The sequence below is a fragment of the Niastella sp. OAS944 genome (assembly GCA_024809215.1).
Taxonomy (GTDB): domain Bacteria; phylum Bacteroidota; class Bacteroidia; order Chitinophagales; family Chitinophagaceae; genus Niastella.
The window spans coordinates 102,831-121,487 of the sequence record JANUBW010000004.1 but is presented as its reverse complement, the minus strand read 5'-3'; the positions used below and the strand labels follow the sequence as shown (position 1 = coordinate 121,487).

The following is an 18,657-nucleotide window of genomic DNA, read 5'->3' as shown; positions in this document are numbered from 1 at the left end:
TATATTACTCAGAAGCAGAAAAAGGTTACAATAATAAATTGGTTTTTTTAGAATAATCATAAATTAAATGGTCCCTGCCGGTAAGCAGGGACCATTTAATTTATAAAACTGGTAACAGAAGATTACTTTTTATTTCTATGGGATAGGCATGCGTTTACTGAACTTCCAGTAATTCCACATCAAATACCAATACTGAATTGCCTGGAATACTCCTGTAATCATTACATCCATAAGCCAGGTAAGGCGGAATGATCAATTTTATCTTGCCGCCCTGTTTGATAAGGGGGATACCTATTTGCCAGCCCTCAATTACATTACTTAACGGAAAACTTACTGTTCCTGCATCGAAGGAAGTGTTGTTGGTGAATTTACCTGTATAGTTTGTTTTCACTGTTGAACTGGCTGTGGGTGTTGCACCGCTGCCCGGCTCAATGATCTGATAATACAGCCCACTGGCATGTTTGGTAGCTGTAATGCCGTTTGCGCTAATATAACTCTGCATACTGGCATCATCTTCCGCTGCGGTGGTGCATCTATGCTCTTCTTTATCCTTATTACTACATCCCGTAAACCCCAGGGCTAATACCAAACTAAAAACAAGATTAATTAAACGCATGTATATTATAAGTTTAGGGACAAATATAATATGGAGTTATGTATATTTTACCAATAAAATGGCCTAGGATACTTTTTTGAAGGAGCTGTCTAATTTGATCGCTTCTTTTAGAAGCTTTTTTATTGGCTTGTCATCGATCTCTTCGGGTGTGTGGTAGATCTTGTAAAAGATCTGCTTATTAGTTCCATGTGACAGAAAGTGATCGTGATCATTTAATTTATTTCCATACCAAAAACCTAAAAGAACGCCTTTTTTGATACCGCCTCTAGGAACGGTTGACGGCCAAATAATACAAATACCTTTGTTGCCGTAAAAAAATGGAACATTGTATGATATTTTCTCTTTGCAATATGCAGGGAGTGTTTCAACAATTATCTGCCGCAAAACATCTACAATTATTCGTTCATCTTCCGGAAGAACAGCAAACAGTTCAACAAGGTTTCTGATTTTCATACGCTAAAATAATTTCTTTAATTGGTTTTATCCAACGTTATTATTTTAGCTTTTTGCGCAACCATGCCCGCACAGGTTCATCATACAGTTTAAGGCTCACGTAAGCTCAAAGACCAGTTTTATCATTTTGAAACAAATTGAACAAAGATTGAAACAAATTGCGCCTTCTGAGAGTTGCCATTTATTTACTTTGCTTCTCTTTTCATTGAACAACGATATCTTACATGACGAGATTTGCCATTATTAAAGCATTTGCTGCCATCACAGGTTTATTTGCGACTACCCAGATTGGCGCACAGGAGAGACAAGCGCCTGCTTACCCCCTCATTACGCACAACACCTATTTTAGCATTTGGTCAACTACCGATCAGTTGAATTCCTCAACAACGCAACATTGGACCGGTGCTAACCATTCATTATTGGGGTTGATCAATGTAGATGGCCGCATTTACCGGTTTATGGGCAAGGCTGAAACTAATTACAAGACCATTGTTACGGCTGCCGATGAAACCATATATCCGGTTCGTTATTCCGAAGAGCAACCACAGGGTGACTGGATGTCGGCAAATTTCAATGATGCTGGCTGGAAAACCGGTCAGGCCCCCATCGGTGATAACGAAAGCATTGCAAAGACCAGTTGGCGATCAAACAACATTTGGGTAAGAAGGTCTTTTAATATAACAAACCTCGCCGGTATCAATGAGCTCTTCCTGAAGTTGAACCATGACGACAATATTGAAGTTTTTCTAAATGGAAAGAACATATATAACAAGGAGGGATGGACGCATTCATTTCAGTATCATCCCATAAACAAAGCTGATCTTAAATCAGGCGAAAATGTAATTGCCATTCATTTGAAAAATACAGCAGGTGGCAGGTTTCTTGACTTTGGTCTGGTAGATAAGATCAAAGACAATACAGATGCTATTGCGCTGGCTGAACAAAAGGGTGTTGAGGTTACTGCTACCCAAACCATGTATGATTTTACCTGCGGCGATGTTGATTTGAAACTCACATTTACATCTCCGTTGCTGCTGAATGATATGAAGTTGCTTGCACGACCCGTTTCATACATTACATATGCGGTGCAGGCCAATGATGAAAAAAAGCACAATGTTAAAGTATTCCTGGGTGCTTCCTCAAATATTGCAGTGTATCAACCAGCTCAGGAAGTTTCTACCCGAAAATATGCTGCCGGTGGTTTGTCGATCCTGAAGACTGGTACCCGCGAGCAGCCTATACTTAAAAAGTCGTCGGATGATATGCGAATTGACTGGGGCTATTTTTGTGTAGCTGTACCCCAGTCATCCGGTGCATTGCAATTTATTACCAAAAGTGCAGATGCAGCCCGGGCCTTTAGTAATGGCGCGGTAGTTTCAACCGCTTCTACCGGAAAGTCGCTATCGCTGAATACAATAATGCCCTTCGGCGCTGTAGGTAAAGACCTTGTTGAGCGACAGGTGATGCTTGGTTATGACGAGATATATTCTATCCAGTATTTCAATACTAATTTGCGTCCCTGGTGGAATAATGATGGCAGGCAAACGATAGAAGGTCAACTGGCTGATGCTGCGAAAGAATATAAGACCGTTATGGAGAAGTGTGCGGCCTTCAATAAAGAGCTGAATAATGAAGCTGCTAAAGCAGGGGGTAACATGTATGCTCACCTTTGTGCGCTGGCTTATCGGCAAAGCATTGCAGCGCACACGCTGGTAAAAAGTCCTAAAGGAGAAATTCTTTGGCTTTCGAAGGAGAACAATAGCGGAGGCTTTATAAACACGGTTGACGTTACTTATCCATCGGCGCCGTTGTACCTGCTTTATAATCCCGATCTGGTTCAGGGTATGTTAAATGGTATTTTTCATTTTAGTGAAACCGGTAAATATGACCATCCCTGGGCTGCCCATGATCTTGGCACTTATCCGCTTGCAAACGGTCAAACCTATGGAGAGCCAATGCCTGTAGAAGAATCGGGTAATATGATCATATTGACGGCCGCAATAGCTAAAGTGCAGGGGAATGCCAATTATGCAAAACAGCACTGGAAAACGTTAACTACCTGGGTCGACTACCTGACAAAAGAAGGGCTTGACCCTAAAACGCAACTTTGCACAGATGATTTTGCCGGTCACCTGGCACGGAATGCGAACTTATCGGTAAAGGCAATCGTTGCTATTGCCTGTTATGCGCAGCTGGCAGAGATGTTAGGTGAAACCGCTACTGCAAAGAAATACCGGGAAATTGCCGAAAGCATGGTTCCCAGGTGGATGCAAATGGCAGACGCCGGCGATCACTACAGCCTCACTTTTGATAACAAAGAAACCTGGAGCCAGAAGTACAATCTTATATGGGATAAAGTGCTCAATCTTCGTCTTTTCCCACAAAAGGTATATGACACAGAAACCCAGTACTATCTTACCAGGCAGCAGAAATTCGGTTTGCCATTGGATAGCCGGAAAACCTATACCAAGAATGACTGGATCTTATGGACGGCCTCTTTTGCACCGCAGCAAGAACAATTTGAAAAGCTAATAACGCCTGTTTACCGGCATTCGCTTGAAACAGAGTCCCGCGTTCCCCTCAACGATTTCTACGATGCCATCACAGGTATTCGCGAAAACTTTAAGGCCAGAAGTGTTGTTGGAGGATTCTTTATGAAAATGCTGGCAGATAGTATGAAGGTGAAATAACCAAATAACTTCCCTAAAAAACAAAAGGCCTCCCATGCATCGGGAAGCCTTTTGTTTTTATCAATTTTAAGTCTTAGTAAGTAAGACTGTCTTTGCTTGAAGTTAAGTTCTTAAGAGGAGGTGCGAACTTGGTTAAATCGATACCCACTACTGCCTCTTTATATTCATTCATGTTAGGAATTCTTCCGAGGATTGCAGAAAGAACAACTACTGGTGTTGACGCAAGAAGCGATTCTCCTTTTTTGCGTTCTGAATCTTCAACAACTCTTCCCTGGAAAAGACGGGTAGAAGTTGCCATTACCGTATCGCCTTTAGCTGCTTTTTCCTGGTTACCCATACAAAGGTTACAACCTGGACGCTCGAGGTACATCATGTTTTCGTATTCGGTACGTGCCGCGCCTTTCGGTGCATCATCATTGAATTCAAAACCAGAATACTTCTGCAATATTTCCCAATCGCCTTCAGCCTTGAGTTCATCGATGATATTGTAAGTTGGCGCTGCTACTACAAGCGGTGCACGAAACTCAACTTTACCTTGTTGTTTCTCGAGGTTCTTGAGCATTTGAGAAACAATTTTCAAGTCGCCTTTGTGCACCATGCAGGATCCTACGAAACCGAGGTCCACTTTTTTCTCGCCCTTATAGTAAGAGATTGCACGAATGGTATCGTGGGTATAGCGTTTAGAAACGTCTGCATTATTAACATCGGGGTCTGCGATCATTGGTTCTGCGATCGCATCCAGATCAACTACCACTTCAGCATAATACTTCGCATTTGCATCTGGTGTTAAAGCAGGTTTTTCACCTGATTTAATTTCTGCGATCCTTTTGTCGGCTCTATTGATCAAACCCTGAAGAACCTGTCTGCTGTTATCCATGCCCTTGTCGATCATGATCTGGATCCTGCCTTTTGCAATTTCCAGTGATTTGATCAGCGTGTCGTCTTCAGAAATACAGATAGAAGCTTTTGCTTTCATTTCTGCAGTCCAGTCTGTAAAGGTAAACGCCTGGTCAGCAGGAAGTGTTCCAATGTGCACTTCAATAATTCTACCCTGGAATACGTTCTCGCCGCCAAATTTCTGCAGCATTTGCGCCTGGGTAGCGTGTACAACATCACGGAAATCCATGTGATCTTTCATTTCGCCTTTGAAGGTTACTTTCACAGATTCCGGAATTGGCATTGATGCTTCACCGGTAGCCAGCGCCAGCGCAACGGTACCTGAGTCGGCTCCAAATGCAACACCTTTCGACATTCTTGTATGAGAATCACCACCAATGATGATCGCCCACTCATCTACTGTAATATCGTTGAGTACTTTGTGAATTACATCCGTCATGGAATGATATTCGCCTTTGGGGTCACGGGCAGTGATCAAACCAAAATCATTCATGAACTTCATGAGTTTTGGAATATTTGCCTGCGCTTTTTTATCCCATACCGAAGCAGTGTGACAACCTGATTGGTAAGCACCGTCAACAATTGGCGAGATCACAGTGGCTGCCATAGATTCCAGTTCCTGAGCGGTCATAAGACCGGTGGTATCCTGAGAACCTACGATGTTCACTTCAACACGAACATCTGAACCGGCGTGTAATACTTTACCGGGCGTAGTGCCAACAGCATTTCTGTTAAAGATCTTTTCTACTGCTGTTAAACCCTGACCCTCATGAGAAATTTCTTTTGAAGGAGCAAATACAGGAGTAGGTTCAATGCCTAAGAGTTTCGCTGCGATCGTTTGGATCTTTTTACCAAATACGATAGCGTATGAACCGCCAGCCCTGATAAATTCCTTCTTCTGGGGGGTAAGCGCCTTGGAAATGTCAATCAGTTCCCGGTCGCCATTATATAATTTCTTTGTCTTGGTATTGATGGTAAGAACAGTGCCGGTAGCAACAGAATAAACTTCCTCAAGAATAGGTTCATTATTTTCATCGCGAACAATTTTGCCATCCGCGTCAACCTTTTTCACCCAGTTTTTGAGGTCAATTCCAATACCGCCGGTAACGTCAACGGTGGTAAGGAAGATGGGAGAAATTCCGTTTGTACCACCTACAATGGGGGCAATATTAACAAATGGAACATAAGGGCTTGCTTGTTTACCTGTCCAAAGTGCCACATTGTTTACGCCCGACATTCTTGATGAGCCCACGCCCATGGTGCCTTTTTCGGCGATCAACATAACGCTTTTGTCAGGATGTTGTGCCTGAAGCGCCTTGATCTCAGCTTGTGCTTTTGGCGTGATCATGCATTTTCCGTGCAATTCACGGTCTGAACGGGAGTGGGCCTGGTTACCCGGTGACAGCAAATCGGTTGAAATATCACCCTCGCCAGCTATAAAGGTTACTATCTTAATTTCTTCAGGAACCTCGGGCAGTTTTGTGAAAAACTCAGCCTTGGCGTAGCTTTCAAGTATCTCTCTGGCTATTTTATTATCGTTTTTGAAAGCCTCTTTCAGGCGGTCTGTATCGGCATCATAGAGGAATACCTGTGTTTTTAACACTTTTGCGGCTTCTTTGGCTATTGCGGCATCATTGCCCAGGGCCAGGTCCAGCAATACTTCAATTGAAGGGCCGCCCTTCATGTGTGATAATAGCTCAAAAGCAAAAGCGGGTGTAATTTCTTCAACCTTGGAAGTGCCAAGAATGATCTCTTTTAAAAACTTGGCTTTTACACCTGCGGCACTCGTAGTGCCGGGCAACACATTATAAATAAAGAAATTGAGCGAATCTTTCCGGTGCGCATTTTGGGGGTCTTTTATTTGCGCAATGATCTCACTTAGCAATTCGGCACCGTCGATCGGCTTCGGGTGAAGGTCCTGACCTTTTCTTTCTTCAATTTCCTTAAGGTACTCATTATAACGGCTCATATGATTTTCTTTTTTGATGCTAGTTTGCAAAGGTAATTAATGTGCATTATATTACACAGCGATTCTAAATAAGATTCACTTTAACAACAGATTCTACACAAAAATGTTGATGGTTTCGCAGGCAAAATTGGCCAGCTGGCGGTTTTTACAATAATTTCACCGCCCCATGAAGCCATTTCTATTTCTTGTTGCATTATTGTCTTTTATATGTGCAGGCGTGAAAGCCCAGGATGCCGACGTAGCGTACCTGATAAAAGCCTGGGAATTGGCTGATACTTCACAAACCCGGAAATATCTTGAATCGGTTCAATACTTCTATCAGCAACCCGATGCCGTTCGGAAAAAGTTGATAGAGGAAATGCATGCATATGTTGATAAGCATGCCAATACCCGGTTACAGGTGCGCCTTATGTTGCTTGAAGAACCATGGTGGGCTGTATGTATGGATGCTGATCCTGGAGGCGAAGCCGGCATTCCTCTTATAAAAAAAGCAGTTCAATTAGCGAACCAGGAAAATGATGATCAATTGCTAAGCGAAGTGTATTCGGCCTATGCTGAACATAGTACACGTATTGCCTGGGTGGAAGACTATCTTTTTTACAGTATTAAAGCGTTGGAGTTACAGCAGCGGTTAGGCGCTGAACATTTTCCTAATATCAACACCCGGTGGTTCGATATGTGCAAAGCCTTATATGTAACAAGAGAGTACAGGTTAAGTTTGGAATATGGACAAAAAGCATTGTCGGTAAAAACTAATGACGTATTTACATTGGACCTCATAGGGGCCAGTTATAAAAAGCTGGGTTTATACGACAGCTCATTGTACTATTATAACAAGCTTGCAGATATTCTGAAACCTGATGCAGGCGGCGCTGTTGATGGGTTTAAAGAAAAATGGCTCATCATTGCAAAAGGCAATATCGGCGAAAACCTGCCGCTGCAAAAAAAATACGATCTGGCGCTGCCTATGCTCAAGGAGTATGCTTTAAAAAGTGGTGAGGTAGTGGATGCATTCAATGTGGCCCTTGCCAATAATGCTCTTGCCAATCTTTATTTTGCCCAACATCAGTTTGCCTTAGCCCTGGGTTGCTGGAAAATAACATATGCCTGGGCAAATTCAAAAGAGGTAAACAATATGGAGTATGCCACCAAAGCAGCCGAAGGCATTGCTGCTGCTTATAGCGGGCTTGGCCGAATTGATAGTGCGTTTTTTTACTCCACTTTGTTTCATAGACATTCCGACAGCCTCAATGCATTTACAAGCCGCAGCAACCTTCGTGCAACAAAGGCCAAAATAACTTTTGAAGAAATGCAAACAGGGTTGCAGTCGGCCCGGGCTGCCAACAGACAACAACGCCTGATCATGTACTTTATAGTGGGCGGCATTATATTGTTTGCTATAATTGCCCTGCTTTTATACAACAGAAAATTGTGGCGGCAGAAGTATAAAACCGCTATTTTGGAACGAAAGCGTCAGGTAGCTGAAATGGAGTCTAAAAGAGCAAAAGAACAGATCGCTTTATTTACCCAACAGATCATTGATAAAAATAATCTGATAGATAAGCTAACAGAAGAGTTGGCCATTCAAACTGAGAATGCTGTAACGGAAAAAAATACAGCTGTTGAAAGCCTGTTGCAATACACCCTGCTAACAGATGGCGAATGGGAAAAGTTCCGCATGGAATTTTATAGGGCTTATCCTGATTTCTTTCCCGCCTTTAAAAAACTGGTTGCGCAACCAACGCCTGCAGAAGAAAGGTTAGCTACTTTAATTTATCTTGACCTCAGCAATCAGCAAATTGCCAATACCCTGGGCATAAGTAAGGATAGTGTTACCCGGGGGAAACGCCGACTGAAACAACGCCTGAACCTACAGACCGATGAAGTGCTGGAAGCTTATATACGTAATCTTAACAATTGATCCCAGTGTCATTCCTTCTATAAGATGATTTGTTGTTCATTGTAAAGTATTCTGTCTGTTCCCGTTAAAAGCAATACGGGACGGGTTGTCCGCTTTTTGTCCGCCCCTTTTTTTGCCTGTCTGTAACCCCGCTTATACTTTTAATGCACGCTCTAAACCACAAATCGTGAAACGAATAAAATTATCCGTTCTGGCTTTCTTATTGATAGCCGGTTATGTTTCTAATGCGCAACCTTTTTACAACTGGGCAAAACGTATGGGCAGCGGTGGTGCCGATGTTGGTCAATCCGTGACCGTCGATGCTTCAGGCAATGTATATTCAACTGGTAATTTCACTGGAACCGTTGACTTCGATCCCGGGGCCGGAGTACAAAACCTTGTCTCAGCAGGCGCCAATGATGTTTATATTTCAAAATTAGATGCCGTGGGGCGACTTGTGTGGGCAAAAAGTATTGGCGGCATCAGCGGCGATTATAGTAAAGCGATAGCGGTGGATGCATCAGGCAATGTATATATTACCGGTATGTTCTGGGGAACGGCTGATCTTGACCCCGGCCCGGGTACTTTGAATTTTACGTCAACCGGCTTTTTTGATACGTTTATTATTAAACTGGATGCATCGGGTAATCTGGTGTGGGCAAAAATCCTTAAGAGTAGTAGTGGTATACAAGCGCTGTCCATGGCGGTAGATGCCTCGGGAAATGTATTTACCACAGGTATTATGAATGGAACGGTTGATTTTGACCCCGGCCCGGGAGTATATAACCTTACTGGGGCAGGTGGAGGAGATATTTTTGTTTGCAAACTGGATGCCGCAGGTAATTTTGAATGGGCAAAATGCATGGGCAATACAGGTGGTGATATGAGTTTCTCCATAACAGTGGATGCATCAGGCAATGTGTATACCACCGGCTATTTTCAATATACGGTTGATTTTGATCCCGGCCCGGGAACACAAAATCTGTCTTCGGTCGATGACAGGGATATTTTCATTTCCAAATTTGATGCCGCAGGAAATTATGTGTGGGCAAAGCGTATGGGCGGCGGCGCCTATGACGCTGGTTACTCCGTGGCAGTGGATGCTTCAGGTAATGTATATACCACCGGCTTTTTTCAGGGAACGGCTGATTTTGATCCTGGCATAGGCACTTATAACCTTGTTTCAAGTGGGAATACTGATATTTTTATTTCAAAACTGGATGCCGCCGGTAATTTTGTATGGGCAAAGCGTATGGGCGGCGCCGGTCATGAAGATGGTAATTCTTTAACTGTAGATGCTTCAGGCAATGTATATATAACCGGTACTTTTGAGGGAACGGCTGATTTTGACCCCGACGCGGGCACGCTAAATCTTGTTTCAGGGGGGGATTATGATATTTTTATTTCCAAACTAAACACGTCAGGCAACCTGGTGTGGGCAAGAAATGTGAGTGGGTCAGGTAATGATCATGGCCAATCTATTTCGGTTGATGCAACAGGCAATGTATATATAACCGGTGACTTTCAGGAAACCGGTGATTTTGATCCCGGAACTGGCACAGGAGATCTGGTATCGGCGGGTGACAATGATATTTTTATTGCAAAGTTTAGCCCCACTGCCAATTTAACCATCATTGCCGATGCCCAAACAAAGGTGTATGGTTCTGCTGATCCCCTGCTTACGTGGCAGGTAAGCGGTTTTGCCTACGGTGAAAATGCGAGTAGTATAACAGGACACCTTACACGTGCTACCGGTGAAAATAGTGGCACATATGCTATCGGACTGGGTTCTTTGACTGCCCCGGCCGGTTATACGATCACTTATGGCAGTAGCGATCTTACCATTACTCCTGCTACACTAGCCATTAGTGCCAATACGCACACAAAAGTATATGGAGCAGCCGATCCGGCGCTTGCTTATACGGCCACTGGTTTTGTCAATGGCGACAATAATAATATTATCGCCGGAAGCCTGAACAGGGTAGCTGGCGAAAACGTAGGCGTTTATGCCATTAATCAGAATACGCTAAACGCCGGTAATAACTATACAATCACCTACACCGGCAATGATCTTACCATTACTCCTGCTGCACTTGCCATTAGTGCCAATGCGCAAACAAAAGTATTTGGCTCCGCCGATCCAGTGCTTACTTATATGGCCACTGGTTTTGCCAATGGCGATAATAGCAATATTATCACTGGCAACCTGAGCCGGGTAGCCGGCGAGAACGTAGGCGCATATGTCATCAATAGAAATACGCTGTACGCAGGTAATAACTATACTATAACCTTTACCGGAAATAGTCTTGCCATTACCAAAGCGCCGCAAGTAATAACCTGGCTTCAGGACCTTACTGTAGGCTGCAATGGACAGTTAACACTGCCGCTAACGGCTACAGCTAATAGCGGTTTATCTTTAAACTATACAGTAGCCAATACCGGTATTGCTACAGTAAGTGGAAATGTATTATCGCTTTTGCAATCAGGCGCAACGGTTGTAACAGCGGAACAACCGGGTGATGCCAACCATTTACCGGCAACACCGGTTACCAGTAATCTTAATTACCAACTGGTATCTGCCGTAAGACAACATTTTAACGATCTGCTTTTGTTTGATAATAGATCAGGAGAGTATGTACAATGGCAATGGTATAAAAATGGTGCACCGGTAGCTGGCGCCACCACCGCCTGGTATAGTGAAACGGCGCCCTTAAATGGTTTATATTATGTGCTTGCTACTGCTAAGAATGGCGCTCAGTTACAAACCTGTCCTGTAACCTGCACGGGCAGTAGCACTGTGGCAGGAGGATTAAAAATATTTCCCAACCCGGCTACCCGCGGCGCTACAACAACTGTTACCTGCAATTATAGTGAAGCAACGTTGCAGGGTGCGCGTTTGCTGATAACCGATAATACAGGTGTAATACTGCAACAGCTTACAAGCGTGCATCCCTCAACTCAGGTATCGCTGCCGGCGTCTGCAGGTGTATACATCATTACACTTATACTAAGCAACGGGCAAAAGGCAACTGTAAATGCATTGGTAAATTAAACAGTTATAATAGGAAAATAATGACAAGTAAAATAGCCATCATAGGATTTTGTTTGCTGATGTGTTCATTTAATGGCCAGTCGCAGGAATTTGGGATAGAAGTGAATGGCGGTATGCTGGGATTAAGATTTGACAACCCGGGCGGCAGCCAGAGTAAACCACAGGCAGGTGGCGGTGTAGGCGTGCAGTATATTTTTCCGCTTTCGGCACACTTTGGATTGCTAACAGGTATTGGCGGTGGCTATTACAATACAAAAACTACTTTGCATAACGACGCCGCTTTTTCCTCCTGGCAGGTTGATAATACCGGCTCTGCATTTCAATATAACATAAGCACAGCTGGCTACTCGGAGAAACAATGTTTTTTGGCAGCGGCCATTCCTGTAATGCTGCACTATCATACGGTTGGCAATAATACCCAGTGGTATTTGAACGCAGGCACAAAGTTCATACTCCCATTCAACGAAAAAATAAAAGCTACAGCACAGCAATTGAATTTATCAGGGTATTATCCCGATTATAATGTAGAAGTGTTTAATGTACCTCAGCATGGTTTTGCTGCCATAAATAATTGGCAAAGCAGCCGAAGTATTGAGTTAAAACCTACTGCCACACTTAGCGGTAGTACCGGCATAAGTTTTAAATTGGGCGAGCGTATGCATCTTTATACAGGTGTGTATATTGATATGGGTTTAACCGATATGAAAAAGGCTGACAGCTATAATTCACTTATCGGGTATAATTCGGCCGGTTCTGTTAATCCACCTGCGGGTGGCGTATTTAGTGTTGGCAATACCGGTGATGCAAAATTGTTTGCCTGTGGTTTGCAGGTTAAGCTGGGCCTTGAGCACAAAAAAAGAAAACCTGTTCAACAACCCAGTGCGGAACCCGTGAAGGAAGTAGCGCAACAGGTAACTGCACAACCGGCAACGCCGCAGGAACAATCAAAACAAGTTGTACAGGAGGAAATAGTTCAGGCGCCACCGCCCGTTAACCAGGCAATGAGGGAAGCAGATTCATCGGTATTTAAACAACCTGTTACGTTTGGCGTTCTTGGGCAAACAACTATCCCCGAAACGGCGTACCCACACCTTGACAGCATGGTTGTCATTCTTAATAAATATTCTGCTACGCATCTTGAAATTGTTGGACATACCTGTAACATAGGCAGTGAAAACGAAAATATAAAAGTGGGCGAGGAGCGTGCAAAAGCGGTAGCTGCTTACCTGCAAAGCAAAGGCATTGCTGCTGAACGAATGCATCTGCGTTCTGCCGGCTTAAGCGACCCCATTGTGCCAAACAGTTCAGCGAATAACCGGCAGGTAAATAGGAGGGTGACTATAATATTGAAATAATAGCATTTGATTTTAGAGTAGAACATTGGGCTAAAAGTCCTTTATAATCCTTTTGAGTTCCCATTTTTTAATTAATTCCGGTGGCATGTCTTTCTCATCTTGCCAAAAGATTTTTTGAGCATTGAGGTTTGTTATTTTGAGTTGGAGACCGAATTGGTCCTTCTCAAGTTTCAGCGCAGCTGCCTGTTCGCTATCAATAAATAAGTAATCGTATGGGTCTTTTTGCGATTCTTTGAAGTTGTTTATGATGGAAGGATCGATATGATCAACCGGATTGGCGTAAATACTCAATCGTCGAACATTGGCAGGAATATTTTCAATTCGTGTAATGTTATTATCGCCAATATTGAAATTTTTCAGTTCTTTCAACTGACTGAGTTGGGGTGGGAGGTCCTTCAATTTATTTGAGAAAATTTCAAATGAAGTTATCGAATGTAAGTTCCCAATGCTTTCCGGCAATTGGCTGATCTTATTTTTACCTAGTTGCAGATAGTCTAAACTGCTTAACTCGCCTATGCTTTCGGGGATAGTTGTTATCTTATTATCAAAAAGATTTAACACTCCAAGTTGCTTTAATTGCCCAATGCCTGAAGGGATATCTGTAATCCCGTTTTGGGCGGCTGTCAATTTGCGTAATTGGGATAAATTACAAATCGTGTCTGGTAAGCTGGTTATGTAATTGTCGTTAACAAACAGACTTTTTAAATTGGTTAAAGTTCCAATATTGTCAGGGATGGAATGTAACCGGTTTTGATTCAGGTGAAGCACCTCCAGGTTGGATAATATTGTTAATGCCTCTATATTATCAATCTGGTTACTGTTTAGGTATAAAACCTTCAGGTTCGTTAATTCAGACACCCATTCGGGAATGGAGGAGATTTTATTATTGTCAAGATTCAAATTGGTGATCTGGCTGTTCTCTCGGATACTGACTGGGAATTCGGTCAGGCTTTGGTCTTTAAAATTGAGTAGTTGGGTGGGCATAAGGTATTATGAGTTAGATTAGGCAAGTTATGCTTAATTTAAATGTTGCTTTAATAAAAAGTAGTATTAGTCGGATATCAATCTACCAATGAGGCTGGGTTGCAATAAACTCGATCCTCTAGCGTTAGTGGCGGGTTAACGTATAAATGAAAATATAAATGGGCGTATCTTTTATTGGCATTGCTTCGAAAATAAATGAAGAAAAACTACTGGCTGCTATACAGCATACCTTTCAGGTTATGAACATAAATAAGAGCATAGTTTTCAATAGCGAGCAACCATTTGAGGCAATAGTTTTACGAAAAGGCAAGGATAATATCGTTGATATTTATTCAGGCAATTTGGGAACCATTTGTACTGTTTCATGGAATGTTTATGACAGGTACCTGTTTAAGGATATTATTTCCGGCTTCTTCAATCTGCTATATTTCGATATAAGTGAAACAAGTATGAGTCACAGGTTTGCCTGGTTTAGCGAAGGCGATGAAAAACACTATACCAATATATCTTACAAAGAAGATATTATGTACATTTCCGGCCCCAACTTTCTGAATATAAAAAACACCGATGATATCTTTACCGGAACATTTGCCAATGCTGTAAAAGAATATTTGCCGCAATCATTTGGGGCTATGCTGGTAAGTGAGGAGAAGATCAAAAGATATGAAGTGATTTAAAGGTTTGTTCTTCTTTCTGGCATTTTCATGATGGCGATCATAGTTTTTCGAAGGGAAGCTTTAGCTAACCCTTCTTTTTTTTAACTAACTTAGATAACAGATTTTATCCTCCCCATACTCATTGACAACTATCAGGTTAAGATTTTATCCTTAATAACATAAGCTGTTTTATGGCTGAAATACACTTAACTGATAACCGACGCGGCTTTGGTTATACCAACAGGAAGGATGCATGGTGGGTACGGCCACTGGTCATTTTTGTTTGTCTTTCCATATTCCTCATTTACGTAACCTGGGCTGCGTTCCAGGGAAGGCATTATACATTTGGTCCCTACCTTTCGCCGCTTTATTCCCCGGAATTATTTGGCGATTCATCCCATAGCTGGTTTGGAAACAAACCAGGTTGGTGGCCGCGGCAATTCCCCTGGTCGCCGGCTCTGCTGATATTATGGGCGCCGGGATTATTCCGGTTAACCTGTTACTATTACCGCGGCGCCTATTATAAGTCATTCTGGGCCGATCCACCTGCCTGCACCGTTACAGAGCCCCGCAAGAAGTATTGGGGTGAAAATTCATTTCCATTGATCGTACAAAATATACACCGTTACTTTTTATACATAGCCTTATTCTTTTTGCTTTTTCTTTTATACGATGTGTGGAAGGCGTTGTGGTTTATTCCGCCGGGAGGGACTAATACAGGTGAAAGATCGTTTGGCATTGGCGTAGGCACCATAGTGCTGGCCATCAATGTGGTGTTTCTTACGGGCTATACATTCGGCTGCCATTCGTTGCGGCACCTGGTTGGTGGGTACCTGAACCGCATTTCCGGCGCACCGCTTCGTGCCAGAACATACCGGTGTGTAAGCTGTTTCAACAGAAAACATATGTTGTGGGCATGGATGAGCTTATTCTGGGTTATGTTTTCAGATATCTATATCCGTTTGTGCTCCATGGGTGTGTGGCATGACTGGAGAATTTTATAACATGTCAACTTTCGATACATACAACTACGATGTGCTTGTAATTGGCGCAGGTGGCGCAGGGCTTCGCGCTGCCATTGAAGCTGCTGCCAACGGTGTTACTGTTGGGTTGATCTGCAAATCACTACTTGGCAAGGCGCACACGGTAATGGCTGAAGGGGGCATTGCTGCTGCATTATCTAACGTCGATGAGCGCGATAACTGGCGGGTACATTTTGCCGATACGATGCGGGGTGGACAATATCTGAACGATTGGCGCATGGCCGAACTGCATGCCAAAGAAGCGCCAGACCGGGTGCGGGAGCTGGAAGCGTGGGGAGCGCTGTTTGACCGGACAAAGGATGGCCGCATTTTACAGCGGAATTTTGGCGGTCATAAATATCCACGCCTGGCGCATGTTGGCGATCGTACGGGGTTGGAAATGATCCGTACACTACAGGACCACTGCATTTACCAGGACATTGAAGTACATATGGAATGCACCATTATAACTATTTTAAAAGATGGTGAACGCGTGGCCGGGGCTTTTGGCTACGAACGTGAAAAAGGACAATTTAAATTATTTCGCGCCAAAGCAATAGTAATAGCCACAGGTGGCATTGGCAGGGCTTATAAAATTACCAGTAACAGTTGGGAGTATACGGGCGATGGTCATTCTCTGGCGTACAATGCCGGTGCCGAGCTTATGGATATGGAGTTTGTGCAATTTCACCCAACCGGTATGGTGTGGCCACCCAGTGTTCGCGGCATTCTGGTAACTGAAGGCGTTCGGGGAGAAGGAGGCATATTGCTCAACAGCGAACATAAACGGTTTATGTTTAATGAAATTCCTGAACTATACCGTCAACAAACGGCCGACAATGAAGAAGAAGGCTGGCGATACACACAAGGCGATAAACAGGCAAAACGCCCGCCGGAATTGCTCACCCGTGATCATGTGGCACGTTGTATAGTTCGTGAGATCAGGGAAGGCAGAGGCAGCCCGCACAATGGTGTATACCTGGACATCTCCTGGATCAAAACAAAAATGGCCAATGCTGCCGATCACATAAAGAAAAAACTGCCCAGCATGTACAACCAGTTTAAAAAGCTGGCAGATATCGATATTACCAAAGAAGCAATGGAAGTGGGCCCTACTACGCATTATATGATGGGCGGCATCAGGGTACATGCTGAAACCCAAATGTCAACTGTGCCGGGGCTTTTTGCTGCAGGGGAAGCTGCTGCTGGTTTACATGGCGCCAACCGGCTTGGTGGTAACTCGCTTTCAGATCTGCTTGTGTTTGGCAAACGTGCCGGTGAATATGCAGCCAGGTTTGCCAAAGAAAACACGCAGGGTAATATTGATGACCGGCAGGTGGAAATGATCGCAAAAAACGCATTGGAACCATTTGACCGTACTGAAGGGGAAAACCCTTTTCAGGTTCAATTCGACCTGCAGGAAGTAATGCAGAACCTGGTTGGCATTGTTCGCCATGAGCAGGAGCTTTTAAAGGCGATGCAGGAATTGGAAAAACTGTATGATCGCTTCTCTAAAGTACGGGTGATTGGAAACAGGGAGTATAATAACGGATGGCATACCGCCCTTGACCTGCAACATTTATTAACTGTTTCCGAAGCAATTACAAGGGCGGCCATAGAGCGAAAAGAAAGCCGGGGCGCTCATTTCAGGGAAGATCATCCTGAAAAAGATGCGCGGGCCGGTAACTGTAATCTTATCATTGTGAAAGGAGACGATGGACAGATGGTGGTGAAGCGTGTGCCTGTGCGGGATATGCCACCAGATCTTAAACAGATCATTGAAGATATGAAGTGAAGTAATGAAAGCCGATTTTCAAATATGGCGTGGTGATGCTTCGGGTGGAAAACTGGTGACCTATTCTACCGAAATTGCCGAAGGCATGGTGGTGCTTGATGCCGTGCATCAGATACAGGCAGAACATGCCAATGACCTGGCAGTTCGCTGGAATTGCAAAGCCGGCAAATGTGGTTCCTGTTCGGCAGAGATCAATGGCATTCCTAAACTTATGTGTATGACCAGGCTTAATGAACTTCCGCTCAATAAGCCGGTTTTATTGCTTCCCATGAAGGCCTTCCCGTTGATAAAAGACCTGGTTACAGATGTGTCATGGAATTTCAGGGTAAAGAAAAAGATAAAAAAATTTACACCCCGCGCTGCCGATGCAGCAGACGGTACCTGGAGAATTTTTCAACAGGATATTGACCGGGTGCAGGAATTTCGCAAATGCATAGAATGTTTCCTGTGCCAGGATGTGTGCCATGTGCTGCGTGAGCATCAGCTTCATGATGCATTTATCGGTCCGCGCTTTTTAGTACATGTTGCTGCGCTGGAAATGCATCCGCTCGATACCGAAGACCGTTTGGAAGATGTAAAAAAAGCGAATGGCATCGGTTATTGTAATATCACCAAGTGCTGCACCACCGTTTGTCCTGAAGAAATAACTATTACCGACAATGCTATCATTCCGTTAAAGGAAAGGGTGGCAGACAGATTTTACGATCCTTTGAAAATGTTATTCCGCTTCCTTTTTCGATCAAAGAAAATCATTAAATAGTACATCATGTTTCAAATTAAACGTATTGCCAAAGAGAGTATCCCGGCAGCGCTTGAAAAGGCAGAACGATACAGGCTGCTGGGTGAACCCGGCCTGGCTGAAAGTATCTGTCTCGACATCCTGGAAGTGGATAACCAAAATGCCAGGGCAATTGTGATGCTGATATTGACAATTACAGATCAATTCAGCGATCCTTTTTCATCAGGGGATGTGGGCCGTGCGCGTAAATTGTTGTCACAGCTGCAAAATGAGTACGAAAAAAATTACTACGCAGGCATCATCTGTGAAAGGAAGGGATTGTCAATTTTCAACCAGGGGATGGGAGGTGGGCATTTTGCTGTGTTTGAATGGCTAACTGAAGCCATGGAATTTTTTGAGAAAGCGGAGGCTGTTCGCCCGCCCGGAAATGATGATGCCATTCTGAGATGGAATACCTGTGCGCGCCTGATCATGGGCCATGAATTAAAACCCGCCAATGAAGAATATGTTGAACCTCCGTTGGAGTAAA

At 43.6% G+C, this 18,657-nt stretch carries 13 protein-coding genes; 9 read left to right on the top strand and 4 right to left on the bottom strand.

Features of this window, described 5'->3' with window-relative positions; genetic code table 11:
- Nucleotides 1-154: 154 nt before the first annotated feature.
- The gene (locus GGD38_RS18965) at nt 155-616 is read right to left on the bottom strand and encodes an FKBP-type peptidyl-prolyl cis-trans isomerase (protein WP_375301957.1); all 462 of its coding nucleotides are present in this window, start codon (nt 614-616) and stop codon (nt 155-157) included.
- A gap of 63 nt (nt 617-679) precedes the next feature.
- Nucleotides 680-1,069, bottom strand: coding sequence for a DUF1801 domain-containing protein (locus tag GGD38_RS18960; protein ID WP_375301956.1), 390 nt, complete (start codon nt 1,067-1,069; stop codon nt 680-682).
- 224 nt (nt 1,070-1,293) lie between these two features.
- Here GGD38_RS18960 and GGD38_RS18955 point away from each other — a divergent pair, with 224 nt between their 5' ends.
- On the top strand, nt 1,294-3,759 hold the full coding sequence (locus GGD38_RS18955; RefSeq protein ID WP_375301955.1) for a glutaminase domain-containing protein: 2,466 nt from the start codon (nt 1,294-1,296) through the stop codon (nt 3,757-3,759).
- Nucleotides 3,760-3,832: 73 nt separating this feature from the next.
- Here the strand turns inward: GGD38_RS18955 and GGD38_RS18950 are convergent, their stop codons facing one another.
- Nucleotides 3,833-6,625, bottom strand: coding sequence for a bifunctional aconitate hydratase 2/2-methylisocitrate dehydratase (locus tag GGD38_RS18950; protein ID WP_375301954.1), 2,793 nt, complete (start codon nt 6,623-6,625; stop codon nt 3,833-3,835).
- A 166-nt stretch (nt 6,626-6,791) separates the two neighbouring features.
- Between GGD38_RS18950 and GGD38_RS18945 the strand changes: the two genes are divergently transcribed.
- The 3 genes from GGD38_RS18945 (at nt 6,792) to GGD38_RS18935 (ending at nt 12,932) form a co-directional block, all read left to right on the top strand.
- A complete protein-coding gene (locus tag GGD38_RS18945) occupies nt 6,792-8,546 on the top strand; it encodes a helix-turn-helix transcriptional regulator (RefSeq protein WP_375301953.1) in 1,755 nt (584 codons plus the stop codon).
- Between the two features lie 166 nt (nt 8,547-8,712).
- On the top strand, nt 8,713-11,577 hold the full coding sequence (locus tag GGD38_RS18940; protein WP_375301952.1) for an MBG domain-containing protein: 2,865 nt from the start codon (nt 8,713-8,715) through the stop codon (nt 11,575-11,577).
- Between the two features lie 20 nt (nt 11,578-11,597).
- A complete protein-coding gene (locus tag GGD38_RS18935) occupies nt 11,598-12,932 on the top strand; it encodes an OmpA family protein (RefSeq protein WP_375301951.1) in 1,335 nt (444 codons plus the stop codon).
- Nucleotides 12,933-12,962: 30 nt separating this feature from the next.
- On the opposite strand, the gene GGD38_RS18930 is transcribed toward GGD38_RS18935, so the two are convergent.
- Nucleotides 12,963-13,916 carry a leucine-rich repeat domain-containing protein gene (locus GGD38_RS18930; RefSeq protein WP_375301950.1) on the bottom strand — a complete coding sequence of 318 codons (954 nt, stop codon included), beginning with the start codon at nt 13,914-13,916 and terminating at the stop codon, nt 12,963-12,965.
- Nucleotides 13,917-14,074: 158 nt separating this feature from the next.
- Between GGD38_RS18930 and GGD38_RS18925 the strand changes: the two genes are divergently transcribed.
- The 5 genes from GGD38_RS18925 (at nt 14,075) to GGD38_RS18905 (ending at nt 18,656) form a co-directional block, all read left to right on the top strand.
- Nucleotides 14,075-14,593 (top strand): hypothetical protein, encoded by a 519-nt coding sequence (locus tag GGD38_RS18925; RefSeq protein ID WP_375301949.1) that lies wholly within the window; start codon nt 14,075-14,077, stop codon nt 14,591-14,593.
- A 170-nt stretch (nt 14,594-14,763) separates the two neighbouring features.
- Complete coding sequence (locus GGD38_RS18920; protein ID WP_375301948.1) at nt 14,764-15,576, top strand: hypothetical protein; 813 nt, start codon at nt 14,764-14,766, stop codon at nt 15,574-15,576.
- Between the two features lies 1 nt (nt 15,577).
- Nucleotides 15,578-17,389 carry a fumarate reductase/succinate dehydrogenase flavoprotein subunit gene (locus GGD38_RS18915; RefSeq protein WP_375301947.1) on the top strand — a complete coding sequence of 604 codons (1,812 nt, stop codon included), beginning with the start codon at nt 15,578-15,580 and terminating at the stop codon, nt 17,387-17,389.
- A 4-nt stretch (nt 17,390-17,393) separates the two neighbouring features.
- Entirely contained in the window at nt 17,394-18,149 is a 756-nt protein-coding gene (locus tag GGD38_RS18910) for a succinate dehydrogenase/fumarate reductase iron-sulfur subunit (protein WP_375301946.1), read from the top strand.
- A gap of 6 nt (nt 18,150-18,155) precedes the next feature.
- On the top strand, nt 18,156-18,656 hold the full coding sequence (locus GGD38_RS18905; RefSeq protein ID WP_375301945.1) for a hypothetical protein: 501 nt from the start codon (nt 18,156-18,158) through the stop codon (nt 18,654-18,656).
- Nucleotide 18,657 lies beyond the last annotated feature (1 nt).

Coding starts and splice junctions, on each gene's coding strand:
- GGD38_RS18965 (WP_375301957.1), bottom strand. CDS start 616: ATGCGTTTAATTAATCTTGTTTTTAGTTTGGTATTAGCCCTGGGGTTT.
- GGD38_RS18960 (WP_375301956.1), bottom strand. CDS start 1,069: ATGAAAATCAGAAACCTTGTTGAACTGTTTGCTGTTCTTCCGGAAGAT.
- GGD38_RS18955 (WP_375301955.1), top strand. CDS start 1,294: ATGACGAGATTTGCCATTATTAAAGCATTTGCTGCCATCACAGGTTTA.
- GGD38_RS18950 (WP_375301954.1), bottom strand. CDS start 6,625: ATGAGCCGTTATAATGAGTACCTTAAGGAAATTGAAGAAAGAAAAGGT.
- GGD38_RS18945 (WP_375301953.1), top strand. CDS start 6,792: ATGAAGCCATTTCTATTTCTTGTTGCATTATTGTCTTTTATATGTGCA.
- GGD38_RS18935 (WP_375301951.1), top strand. CDS start 11,598: ATGACAAGTAAAATAGCCATCATAGGATTTTGTTTGCTGATGTGTTCA.
- GGD38_RS18930 (WP_375301950.1), bottom strand. CDS start 13,916: ATGCCCACCCAACTACTCAATTTTAAAGACCAAAGCCTGACCGAATTC.
- GGD38_RS18925 (WP_375301949.1), top strand. CDS start 14,075: ATGGGCGTATCTTTTATTGGCATTGCTTCGAAAATAAATGAAGAAAAA.
- GGD38_RS18920 (WP_375301948.1), top strand. CDS start 14,764: ATGGCTGAAATACACTTAACTGATAACCGACGCGGCTTTGGTTATACC.
- GGD38_RS18915 (WP_375301947.1), top strand. CDS start 15,578: ATGTCAACTTTCGATACATACAACTACGATGTGCTTGTAATTGGCGCA.
- GGD38_RS18910 (WP_375301946.1), top strand. CDS start 17,394: ATGAAAGCCGATTTTCAAATATGGCGTGGTGATGCTTCGGGTGGAAAA.
- GGD38_RS18905 (WP_375301945.1), top strand. CDS start 18,156: ATGTTTCAAATTAAACGTATTGCCAAAGAGAGTATCCCGGCAGCGCTT.